This is a genomic window from Paenibacillus sp. W2I17 (genome assembly GCF_030815985.1).
Classification (GTDB): domain Bacteria; phylum Bacillota; class Bacilli; order Paenibacillales; family Paenibacillaceae; genus Paenibacillus.
The window spans coordinates 1635831-1648006 of the sequence record NZ_JAUSXM010000001.1 but is presented as its reverse complement, the minus strand read 5'-3'; the positions used below and the strand labels follow the sequence as shown (position 1 = coordinate 1648006).

Sequence of the window (12176 nt, the reverse complement as noted above, 5' to 3'; positions counted from 1 at the left end):
AGGGTTCTTGCGGATGGATAACCAAGTCAAGCAAGCGTATGAAGCAGCCAAGGCATTGTATGCCCAGCACGGAATTGATACAAACGAGGTGCTGAACAAACTCGCGGAGATCAAAGTATCGGTACACTGCTGGCAAGGCGATGATGTCAAAGGTTTTCTGAATAAAGATGGGGAGTTAACAGGGGGTATTTCCGTTACCGGTCAATATCCGGGGGCTGCGACCACACCAGCAGAACTTCGTAACGATCTGGAGCAAGCTTTTGCTCTGATTCCCGGCAAACATAAGGTCAATCTGCACGCGATTTACACGGATACAGACGAGCAGGTTGAACTGGATCAGATTGAGCCAAAGCATTATGAGAACTGGGTGAAGTGGGCCAAAGAACAAGGACTCGGTCTGGACTTCAACCCAACATGTTTTTCCCATGAAAAATCAAGTGACGGGTTCACGTTAAGTCATCCAGATCCTGAAATTCGCAAGTTCTGGATTGATCACTGCAAGGCATCCCGCCGGATTGGTGCTTATTTCGGTGAACAGCTTGGTCAGACTTGTGTAACCAATGTATGGGTACCGGACGGATTCAAAGATAATCCGGTTGACCGGTTGACACCACGCAAATGTCTCAAAGAATCGCTGGATGAAGTATTCGGCGAACCACTTAACCCTGAGCACAATCTGGATGCGGTAGAGAGTAAGCTGTTTGGTCTGGGTTCGGAAGCATATGTGGTGGGTTCTCATGAATTCTATATGGGTTACGGTTTGCAAAATGATACGTTGATCTGCCTGGATGCGGGTCATTTCCATCCAACAGAGGTTATTTCCAATAAACTGTCGTCCTTGTCATTGTTTACAAGTGGCATTCTACTTCATGTAAGCCGTCCGATGCGCTGGGACAGTGACCATGTGGTAATCATGGACGATGAGCTGCTGGAAATTGCCCGTGAACTGGTTCGACATGATCTGCTTGCGACCACACATATTGGACTGGATTTCTTTGATGCAAGTATTAACCGTGTAGCTGCATGGGTTGTGGGTACTCGCAACACGATCAAAGCTCTTCTGCGTGCGATGCTGGAACCAGTGGATGCCTTGAAACAAGCCGAGTTGGAAGGGGATTACACGTTGCGCCTTGCCTTAACGGAAGAGTTCAAATCCTATCCGTTTGGCGCGATCTGGGACTACTATTGTGCTCAGCAAGGCGTTCCAGTTCGTGAAAAGTGGATCACCGATATCAAAAACTATGAACAAAACGTATTACTACAGCGTGATAAATCATTGGTGTAACTGTATTTATTTTTCGAATAAACCACTATGGAATGAAAATTCCGTGGTGGTTTTTTGGCATAATCACGCTGAAATGCATAACTTAGGCGATTGCTTCCATACTAGGAATATAGATGCGTATCATATACGATTGCCACGCAGAGGAGGAATAATAGAGTTGAATTTAGCCCACAACAAACTGTATATCGCTGCACTTGGCGGCGTGAATGAAATAGGGAAAAATATGTATTTTATCCAGTACAATCAGGACATCATCGTGATTGACTGTGGTTCGAAGTTTCCCGATGAGACATTGCCTGGTATTGATCTGATCATTCCGGATGTAGCGTATTTGCTGGAGAATCTGGATAAAGTAAGGGGTCTTGTGGTTACCCATGGACATGAAGATCACATTGGTGGTATTCCCTATTTGTTAAAACAAATGAACATCCCGGTGTATGCATCCAGGCTCACTCGTGGGCTGATCGAGCTTAAACTGAAGGAGCATGGGCTACTGCGCAAGGCCGACCTGCATACGATCGATGCTCATTCCAGCATTACGCTGGGAGGAATCGAGGTTTCCTTTTTTGCAACCAGTCATAGTATACCGGATTGTCTTGGTATCTTTTTTCAGACTCCAGCAGGCAATGTTGTGCATACCGGAGATTTCAAATTTGATATGTCTCCTGTACATGGACCTTTCCCAGATCTGCACCGTATGGCCGAGATTGGCAAACAGGGTGTCCATATTTTGCTCTCCGAGAGTACCAATGCAGAAAGACCCGGATTTACACCTTCCGAGCGTGTCGTGGGAGACCACATTCTGGATGCCTTTATCCGTGCAAAACAAAAAGTATTTATCTCCACCTTTGCGTCGAATGTCAGCAGGGTACAGCAGATTGTGAATGCAGCATTCGAGACGGGGCGCAAACTGGCACTGTTGGGCAGAAGTATGGTGAATGTGGTATCGGTGGCCAGTGAATTGGGGTATTTGCAAGTTCCTGACGGATTGTTGATTGAAGCTACTGATTCGGATCAGTTTCCACCAGAACAAGTCGTTGTATTATGCACTGGCAGCCAGGGAGAAGCGATGGCAGCATTGTCACGTTTGGCATCCGGTAAACATCCTCACGTAAGAATTAACGCCGGGGACACGGTCATTATTGCTGCGGGTGCCATTCCGGGTAATGAACGGAATCTTGCACATGTAATTGATAACCTTTATGTTCTCGGAGCACGTGTGATATATGGTTCAAGTGGTGCTGCTGGGATGCATGTATCCGGACACGGCAGTCAGGAAGAACTCAAATTGATGCTTACCCTGATGAAACCGGATTATCTGATTCCGATCCACGGTGAGTTTCGCATGTTGTATCAACACAGACTGCTTGCTGAATCCGTAGGTATAGAGCGTGATCATGTGTTTATCGTGAATAATGGGGATATGGTCCAGTACAAAGACGGCATTGCTTCGCTGGGTCCCAAAATTGCATCAGGAAATAGTCTCGTAGACGGTCTGATCATGGGTGATGTCGGCAATATTGTACTGCGTGACCGCAGGCAATTATCCTCCGATGGCATGCTGGTGATTGTGACTACACTGAGCAAAACGGAAAAACAGATGGTCACATCACCCGAAATTATCTCCAGAGGCTTTGTATTCGTTAAGGATTCGGAAGAATTCATGCATGAGATCCATGAGCTTGTTCTAAACCGGATGGATGAGTTGACCGGGGCTGGGGTGAATCAGTGGAATGTGATCAAAAGAAAGCTGAAAGACGAGATCGGTCACTATATTTACGCTCAAACAAAGAGAAGACCAATGATCTTGCCGATCATAATTGAAGTATAGTTCCGAGTAAGTGGGCAGAGTTAACGTGGAAGAAGGTAACGGAAAAAGGATTCTTTGACGGTACATTCAAGATGTAACTGTTACAATGTAAAATCGAATCCGAAAGAATCAGTAAAAAGGCACTGCTGTCACAATACTGGCAGTGCCTTTTTTTTGTTTTATGGCAAGATGTCCATGCACACTAGGAACCTTAGAATATACTATCTTATCTTAAACATTAGGAGGTAGACTCAATGACAACATTTCTTGATGCAAGAACATCCCAAAATGCAAGTTTAGCTAACTCTATTGCTATTCCGATTTTAGTGCTTAATACGCCGCAATTGTTTGGTCAAATCGGTCTGCAAACAGCAGGAGCAGGGGCGAACCTCAGAGTTCAATTTAAAGGAACAGTTTCTGTACAATTGCCTTTAGCTCTTGCTGGAATTACGATTACCATTGTAAGAGGGACCTTGGCAACAGACCCTGTCATTTATTCCGCAACTTCTACTTTTAATGTAAGTGTTTTGGCACCGCAAGTTATCACATTCTCAGCTGATGACTTCAATCCACCACTTTTACCACAATTGACCTATTCTGCATTCATCAGCTCAAACTTGCTGGGAACAGTTCGTGTTGGCCCGGAGAACTTTGATGGACTTGTTGTTTCTGACTAATCTCACTACCCTATCGGCTTGATGCTGATAGGGTTTTTTTTATGTTTATACACATTTCCTGCATAGCTGCATAACATATTAATGTAGACCCTGGGTCTACCTCTATGGGATGACTTAGCCCGCTGTTTGAAATCCAACAGCGGGCGGTTTTCGTTCATGATTAATAATTTTTGGACATTGCCTCCAAGAATATTATCCTTGCCCTGATGATCTGGACGAACCTGCATATGGAAACTTACCATCGGGCTTTTGCTATTACATCGGGAATGTACAATAGATGTGCGATAAATGGAGTTGAATCAAATTCGCCATGGGTTTGCGATTCGAAGTATAATAAAAGGTAAACCAGCTAATAGAAATAAGAGGAGTCTTTATGAATAAAACGATTTCTGATATCGCTCAGATGGCAGGTGTGGCAAAAAGCACGGTCTCTCGCTTTCTGAATGGCGGATCGGTTAGTGAAGATACACGCCAGAAGATTGAGCGCATTATCAAACAATACAATTATGTTCCCAACACATTTGCACAGAGTCTGAAGGCAAAGAAGACCAGTATTATCGGTACGGTTGTGCCGCGTCTCGATTCTTTTGCGACATCCCAGACATTGATTGGAATTGATGAAGAACTGCGGAGTAATCAGTATCAGATGCTGATCGCAAATACGAGTCAGGACATGCAGCGCGAGATTGATGCCATCTATGATTTTGCACGACAGAAGGTATCGGGTATTATTCTGCTGGCTGCTGAAGTGACTGAAGCACATCTGAAGGCCGTTGAGGATATACGGATTCCGGTGTTATTGGTGGGGCAGCAGCATGAGCAACTGCACAGTCTGGTTCACAATGATGACCAGGCAGGTTATGAGATGGGCAGATATGTCGTCGAACAAGGTCACCGCAAGATCGTGTATATGGGAGTTAGCGAGAAGGATCGGGCGGTAGGGATCTATCGTAAACAAGGATTCCAGCGAGCAATCGCCGAGTGTAGTGGATGTGAAGTGAAGTATTATGAGACAAGCTTTAAGATGTCGGAAGCCATTGTTACTGCTGAAGCCATTCTGAAAGAAATCACACCAACAATCATCGTGGGGGCTACGGATAATATTGCACTGGGTGTGATGAAGATTGCGTTCTCCAATAAAATCCGCATACCGCAAGATTTGTCTGTTACCGGATTTGGCGGATACGATATTACGGAGATGATTCATCCTACGCTGACGACTGTGAAATATCATTATTTGCAGGCGGGCAAAGTAGCGGCGAATCACATTATTCGTCTGGTCAAAGGCGAGTCGGTGGAGGAACGAACAACACTGGACGTAGAACTAATTCCTCGAGAAAGCGTTGACAAATTATAAAAACATCCTTTATGATAATTCCATCGAACCGGTTCCACTGTGAATATCCAATGCGGATATGCGAACACGGGCAGGCATTAATGCCATATGGAATTATTTTTTTGCTTTGAGTGGAACCGGTTCCTATATTTTGATTTTCGTATAAGTTATATAAGAAAAAAACATTTACGAAGAGGGCAGAAAAAATTCGAAGAAACGTAGTGTTCGCCTTTATCACCGGATTTCACCTTTTAGAAAGGGATCAGGAAATCTGGGGATAACAGCGATCGGAGGATTGTTCTGCCATCGTAGTCCCAGTGTGAAAATTTCTTGGTCTAACTTATATAAGCAAGAATGGAGAACAGCTATGAAAATGACTAGAGAGCAACGCTACAGACGAATTGAGCAAGCGGAGCCTGGAGAGATTGCGAAGCTTGAAGCACAGATATCCGAGTGTCCATGGAGACAGAGTTATCACATTCAGCCGATAACAGGTCTGCTTAATGATCCTAACGGCTTTGCATATTATCAAGGCTATTATCATCTGTTCTATCAGTGGTTTCCACTTGGGACAGAACATGGCATGAAATACTGGTATCATACCCGCTCGAAGAATCTGGTGAACTGGGAAAATGTCGGGATTGGAATCGAACCGGGTAGCAGGTATGACTCACACGGAGCTTATTCCGGTAGCGCGATTGAAAAAGACGGCAAGCTACACTTGTTCTACACAGGCAATACGAGGGATGAGGATTGGGTCAGACACCCGTATCAATGCCTGGCAGTTATGGATGAAAGCGGTTCAGTAACCAAACTGAATGATGCAGTGATCTCGTCTGTGCCAGAAGGATACACGGAACACTTCAGAGATCCCAAGGTGTGGCAACAAGGAGACACGTATTATTGTGTAATTGGTGCGCAGAGAACAGACGAGACGGGATGTACAGTGCTGTATCGCTCCATTGATCTGAACAACTGGGAGTTTCTTGGTGAAATTCGTACGCAATTAACCTCCTTTGGTTACATGTGGGAGTGCCCGGATTATATGGAGATGGACGGGAAAGGTGTACTTGTCTTTTCCCCGCAAGGCTTAGATGCTGCGGGAGATCATTATCAAAATATTTTTCAATCTGGTTATCTGATCGGTGAGCCGCTCAATCTCCAGACGAGAGAGTTCAAACATGGTGAATTTCAGGAGTTGGATCGTGGATTCGATTTCTATGCTCCGCAGACCATGCAGGACCCGGACGGAAGACGTATTCTAGTTGGTTGGATGGGACTTCCCGATCTAACGTATCCGACAGACGATAGTGGCTGGGCTCATTGCCTGACCATTCCTCGGCAATTGTCACTGAGAGACGGCAAGTTAATCCAACAACCTGTTGCAGAGATGGTCCAATTACGTCAGCAGGATAAAGGCGCACATATTTGCGCAACAATTGACAATGAGAGTCGATCTTTCACTGGTTTTAATGGGATTGCCTATGAGCTGATATGTGAGATAAGCCATGTAGAAGCAGAGGTTGTAGGCATCGAAGTACGGGCAAATGGAACTGAAAAGACGATTCTTCTGTATGATCGAATTCAGCAGAAAGTTGTCTTGGATCGGACGATGTCTGGTGCCAAGTTGGCAGAACAGAACGGAGTTGTACGACAGTGCACGCTTACTTCAGATGTGATTAAGTTCCATCTGTTCGTAGATTCGTCTTCCGTCGAGATCTTTGTGAACGATGGGGAAGAGGTCTTTACCAGCCGCATTTTCCCAAGCCGGGACAGCGTAGATATTCGTTTCTTTGCACACGGAGGCAAAGCTGATTTTGAAGCAACAAAATGGGATTATTAAGTATTACGTGAGAGGAATGAGATAACATGTCGGAGAATCAACGGATTGCCCAGGAAGTCATTCATGCCATCGGGGGCAAAGAGAATATCGCATCATTTGCACATTGTGCAACACGTCTTCGCATCATGGTGAAAGATAAAGAAAAAATTGATCAGAAAACGGTCGAGAACATCGAGAAGGTGAAAGGTGCTTTTTTCAACTCAGGTCAATATCAGATTATCTTTGGTACGGGAACAGTGAATCGAATCTTTGAAGAGGTTGAGAAGCTGGGCATCGAAGGAACGTCTAAGGATGATGTGAAGAGTCAGGGGAAAAAGGAAGGAAATGCTTTTCAGCGGGCTATTCGCACATTTGGTGACGTATTCGTACCCATCATTCCCGTTCTGGTAGCTACAGGGCTGTTCATGGGATTGCGCGGATTACTTACCCAGAATGAAATTCTGGCGTTGTTCGGTGCAACACCGGATGATATCTCGGCCAATTTCCTGTTGTTCACTCAAATCCTGACGGATACGGCCTTTGCATTTCTACCTGCACTTGTAGCGTGGTCCGCATTCCGCGTATTTGGCGGAAGTCCGGTACTTGGTATCGTACTGGGGCTAATGCTGGTTAATCCCGCTTTACCCAATGCTTACGCGGTGGCAGATGGATCAGCACAGCCGCTGCATATGTTCGGTTTTATTCCTGTCGTGGGTTATCAGGGATCGGTTCTGCCTGCGTTCTTTGTAGGTTTGATTGGAGCCAAGTTTGAAAAGGTATTAAGAAGACGGGTACCTGAGGCACTGGACTTAATTTTGACTCCTTTTATTACTTTGACAGTCATGATTACGCTTGGACTATTCGCGATTGGTCCCGTGTTCCATTCCCTGGAAGAGTGGGTGCTGCATGGAACAACTGCCGTATTGGATCTTCCGTTTGGCATCGCAGGTATTATCATTGGATTCTTCCATCAGATTATTGTCGTTACCGGTGTGCATCACATCTTTAATTTCCTGGAGATTCAGCTACTGGAGAAAACGGGATTCAATCCGTTCAACGCCATCATTACCTGTGCCATGGCAGCACAAGGAGCGGCTTGTCTCGCAGTTGGTCTGAAGACCAAAAATATGAAACTCAAAGCACTCGCATTACCTTCTTCCTTGTCCGCATTTCTGGGCATTACCGAGCCAGCCATCTTCGGAGTTAACTTGCGTTACATGAAACCATTTATTATGGGGCTGGTTGGTGGTGGTGTGGGTGGTTTCATCGCTTCCCTGTTCCATCTGCAAGGTACAGGCATGGCTGTAACGGTTATTCCTGGTACACTGCTCTATCTGAACAGCCAACTGCCGTTGTATATTTTGTCCAACGTAGTTGCCATGGCGATTGCATTTGCACTTACTTGGTTCTTCGGATATAAGGATCAACCGGTTGCAGAAGAAGCGGTGAGCCATGAGAACAGTGGAGTAACATCAACTGAAGTTAAAGCAGAGGACTCTAATCCGCGTATTAATTCAGTTACCGACGCCGTTACAAGCAATCGTCCTAAGGTAGATTTTCTCGAAATAGCTTCGCCAATGAACGGTACCGTCGTTGCTCTGGAGCAGGTTCCTGACCCGGCGTTCTCGGAAAAACACATGGGTGAGGGCATTGCCATCGAGCCATCAGAAGGAAAAGTGTACGCACCGTTTGATGGTGTCATTGCACATGTCATGAACAAGAGTAAACATGCGGTGATTCTGGAGCATGAAACAGGTGTACAGATGCTGGTTCATATCGGAATTAATACGGTTGGACTAAAAGGAAACGGTTTTACCGCACATGTGAATAGCGGAGATCGTGTAACTGCAGGACAATTGTTGATTGAATTTGACATGGATGTCATTCAGGCTGCGGGTCTGCCGGTGATTACACCTGTGTTGATCCCAAGTGGAAACGAAACGATAGCAACTGTTACAGCAACGTCATCTGGCCATGTTCAAGCCAATGGGGAAGCAGTACTTGTAGTGAATTTTACTGAGCCACAATAGAGGCGTGTAAAGTGGGAAGCGGGGAGAGATGTATCTCTCCCGTTTCCCTTTTTTGTGTGCCCCATAAGAAATCAAAGAAAACAGATCATCAATAATCTAATTAAACAAAAAGTTCTAGCACACAAGGCAGCACCAGTTTACGGTTATCCAATCGGCGCCCTATGGATAAACAAACGTCAATCGTCGGCCTACAGACCAGCGTGACGTTTCAGTCGCTCGGCAATCTGCATTAGATCTTCCGCGGATATCCCTGGCGCAAATTCTTCCGGCAGATCAGGTAGCTCAGGTACTGGCCCTCCATACCCCGGCAAGCCTGCAAAAGCCTCCAGTTTACCACCATCGGTTGGGTGTGTCCCTTTCCAGATCTGGGCAATGCCCTGATAATCCTTGTCGCTGAACGTGTACAACCTGCGGTGCTCACCCTTCGCTTCCCACTTACGTGTCGTTTCAAAAGCTTTGTTATCCAGTTTTGGAATAGGGAACATCTTCGTTACATCCACACCCGTTGCAATTTCCAGTGCCTTGGCATACGCAAGAACATGCACACCGCCGCGTACAAGCAGATAACCTGTCATTTCTCGGGCTGTTTTGTTGTCGGTCATTTCGTAGACTCTCATTTTGTGAGTTCTTGCACCGCATTCAAGAAAGAAATTATGCAACAGATCAAAGATCAGATTGCCACTGCTCACGACATATGAACCATTCCAGGGTCTTCCCATGGAGTCATACGGGAGCGCTGTCTGGGCAGATTCGATAAAGTGTGACGTCATCCGTGCGTCTTTACCAACACGCAGTGGTGTGGAGTCTGGGGCACCTGGTGAAGTTGAACCTTCAAGCATGAGGTTAATCGTATTGGCGACAAGTTCGACATGGCCGAATTCTTCCGCGGTAATACTTGCAACAATGTCATAAAAAGGACGCAGCTTGGATCTGCCTCTGAAATTGAATGACTGAAACATATAATTGTTTAATGTTGACATTTCCCCGAACTTTCCACCAAGCAACTCCTGAACTGCACTAGCTCCATTAGGGTCCGGATTATTGGATATGGGTAGTTCGATGGCAAGACGGTCTACACGTTTAAACATGACATTTCCCCCTCAATCCCAGTTAGTGTAAAGGTATGAAGGGGCACTTGTACGTTATTCGATCAATTGTGAAACAAAAACAAAACGTTCTGTCAGAGCTTAAAGCTCTGAACAGAACGTTAGATGAGTTCTTATTTGGAAGTTACGCCAACAACGCTGGTTCCATTTTTCGTGATTTTGTACGTCAGCACATCTCCGTTCCAGAAATGGAACTTAAGCGTGACTTCGCCATCATTGGTTTCATTGAAGAAGTTCGGTTTCAGTTCAATCACATTACGTTCGTAATCTGGGCTAAATGTGTAGGAGAATTCTTTGAACGAAGTCCAGTTCTGTGGACCGGCGTTCTCTCCGTTTGCATATGTTGCTTCCATCGTTGCCAGTTGGTTCCCGTTAAACGTAGTCGGAATGGCAAATGCACTGGTTGTACCAGTTGCATCGTTCAACTTAGGTGTGTCATATTTAATGATATTGAAGTTCCAGTCAGCACCTTCATTGAATCCAGCCGTGAGTGTGGCATTTACGCCCAAATCACCAGGGGCTGTCAATTTGGTTAACAGATTGGATTTTAACGTAAGTACATCTTTTTTGATCGTATAGTCTTTACCTCTGACAAGAGGCGTATTGCCATTTTTCAAGGAATTGAATTTGTTCCCATTCAGATTGAGTTTTACCTTTTTATCTTGAATAGCTTCATTTTGTTTAAGATATACGAGGTCCGTTTCAGCTGTTGATGAGCGACCTGTCCAACTGGCTTTCATGGTATCAAATAATTCCTGATCAGACCAAGTAAAGCTTGTGCGACCGAAGTGTTGTCCGTTATCCCACAACATCGTTGTCATTTGTTTTTGACGCAGAAATTGTCCAACAAATTCGAAGAATTTCAGTTTTTCGCCTTGCTCAATGACACCTGTGTGTTGGTCAAAACCAAGCAAGCCATACTCACCAACGATAACCGGAATGCCTTTCGCTGTAAAAGCATTGTATACCCGATCAAATGTGTCAGTAACGTCCTTCTGTACTTCCTCGTTATACTTGGTGTAACCTGCGATGTTCACACTGAATGGCCAGAACCCGTAGTAGTGAACGGTTGCAATAATATTGCTGTCATTCAATTTTCGAATGGTCTTATTCAGTTCATCCAGATCAGGTTGAGCGGAAGAGGTATGCATCGTTGGAAGCACAAGTGGACGTGTCTCGTTGTTTCCACCCGAAGTTCTTACGATCTTGTGAAAAGAAGTATTCAACTCGTCCAGCATGCGATATCCAATCGCTGCATCTGTTGTGCCGCCTTCGGAGAAGCGTGGTTCGTTAACACTTTCGAACATAAGTTTATCGGATGCATCTTTGAATTTGTCCGCAATCTGAGTCCAAGCAGCGTTGTAACGTGCAAGCACGTTGTCATGGTCTTTCTCCATGTAACTGATCCAGCGCCAGGAATCATGGTGAAGATTGATCATGACGTAGAGATCCGCATCGAGGGCCCAGTTCACTACTTCTTGAACCCGATTCATGTAAGCGGAATCAATTATGTAGTCGGGTGCGTCACCGATGTGGGTTTCCCAGGTCACAGGAATACGGATACTGTTGTAGCCCTCATCTGCAATCGACTGAATTAGTTCCTTTGTAATACGAGGGTTGCCCCAAGCTGTCTCATCCTCACCAACGGCGTCCAGAGAGTTACCCAGATTCCAGCCAGGCTCCATGGCGTTCACGTAGGTCTGCATTTTGCTTGGAGCGGGTGATGCACTGGCCTGTTCACTGTTGTCAGTTGCAGCTGAAGCCATAGCCGAGGAGAATAGAGATAGAATCATGGCAGTCACAAGCGTAAGAGAAAGGATTGATTTGCGGTTTTTTTTCATTAATATAGTCTCCTTCGAATAGAGATTGGTTGAACCTGAATAGCGGTTAAGCAGGGTGAAAATAGAGCTCAACGCAAACAAAAATTTACTTGTTTAATACTGGAATCACCACCGAATTATTTTATGAAAGCGTTTTCGTAATTTACTATATCATGATTTAATATTGGACAATACCTGCACAATTGGAATAAAAATCATATGAAAATCAGTGATTTTGTCATACTAATAGATGTGTAGTGAGCGTTTATTTCATTGCAAATGAAAAATCA

General features: G+C 45.1%; 8 protein-coding genes. 6 read left to right on the top strand and 2 right to left on the bottom strand.

The features are described from left to right. The first annotated feature begins 13 nt into the window (after positions 1-13). The 6 genes from rhaA (at position 14) to QF041_RS07095 (ending at position 8960) form a co-directional block, all read left to right on the top strand. The gene (rhaA, locus tag QF041_RS07120; RefSeq protein WP_307413173.1) at positions 14-1285 is read left to right on the top strand and encodes an L-rhamnose isomerase; all 1272 of its coding nucleotides are present in this window, start codon (positions 14-16) and stop codon (positions 1283-1285) included. 157 nt (positions 1286-1442) lie between these two features. Beyond that, positions 1443-3116 carry a ribonuclease J gene (locus QF041_RS07115; protein WP_307413171.1) on the top strand — a complete coding sequence of 558 codons (1674 nt, stop codon included), beginning with the start codon at positions 1443-1445 and terminating at the stop codon, positions 3114-3116. Between the two features lie 233 nt (positions 3117-3349). Beyond that, a complete protein-coding gene (locus tag QF041_RS07110) occupies positions 3350-3772 on the top strand; it encodes a hypothetical protein (RefSeq protein WP_307413170.1) in 423 nt (140 codons plus the stop codon). A 373-nt stretch (positions 3773-4145) separates the two neighbouring features. Then, positions 4146-5129, top strand: coding sequence for a LacI family DNA-binding transcriptional regulator (locus QF041_RS07105; RefSeq protein ID WP_221819545.1), 984 nt, complete (start codon positions 4146-4148; stop codon positions 5127-5129). Positions 5130-5475: 346 nt separating this feature from the next. Next, positions 5476-6951 (top strand): glycoside hydrolase family 32 protein, encoded by a 1476-nt coding sequence (locus QF041_RS07100; RefSeq protein WP_307413167.1) that lies wholly within the window; start codon positions 5476-5478, stop codon positions 6949-6951. 26 nt (positions 6952-6977) lie between these two features. Next, entirely contained in the window at positions 6978-8960 is a 1983-nt protein-coding gene (locus QF041_RS07095) for a sucrose-specific PTS transporter subunit IIBC (RefSeq protein WP_307413165.1), read from the top strand. Positions 8961-9148: 188 nt separating this feature from the next. On the opposite strand, the gene QF041_RS07090 is transcribed toward QF041_RS07095, so the two are convergent. Further along, complete coding sequence (locus QF041_RS07090; protein WP_307413163.1) at positions 9149-10048, bottom strand: manganese catalase family protein; 900 nt, start codon at positions 10046-10048, stop codon at positions 9149-9151. Between the two features lie 131 nt (positions 10049-10179). Next, positions 10180-11907: a cellulase family glycosylhydrolase gene (locus QF041_RS07085; protein ID WP_307413162.1), complete on the bottom strand. Its 1728-nt coding sequence runs from the start codon at positions 11905-11907 to the stop codon at positions 10180-10182. Positions 11908-12176 lie beyond the last annotated feature (269 nt).

Bases quoted from the DNA above. Each gene is read 5' to 3' on its own strand.
- rhaA (WP_307413173.1), top strand. From the start codon at position 14: ATGGATAACCAAGTCAAGCAAGCGTATGAAGCAGCCAAGGCATTGTAT.
- QF041_RS07110 (WP_307413170.1), top strand. From the start codon at position 3,350: ATGACAACATTTCTTGATGCAAGAACATCCCAAAATGCAAGTTTAGCT.
- QF041_RS07105 (WP_221819545.1), top strand. From the start codon at position 4,146: ATGAATAAAACGATTTCTGATATCGCTCAGATGGCAGGTGTGGCAAAA.
- QF041_RS07100 (WP_307413167.1), top strand. From the start codon at position 5,476: ATGAAAATGACTAGAGAGCAACGCTACAGACGAATTGAGCAAGCGGAG.
- QF041_RS07095 (WP_307413165.1), top strand. From the start codon at position 6,978: ATGTCGGAGAATCAACGGATTGCCCAGGAAGTCATTCATGCCATCGGG.
- QF041_RS07090 (WP_307413163.1), bottom strand. From the start codon at position 10,048: ATGTTTAAACGTGTAGACCGTCTTGCCATCGAACTACCCATATCCAAT.
- QF041_RS07085 (WP_307413162.1), bottom strand. From the start codon at position 11,907: ATGAAAAAAAACCGCAAATCAATCCTTTCTCTTACGCTTGTGACTGCC.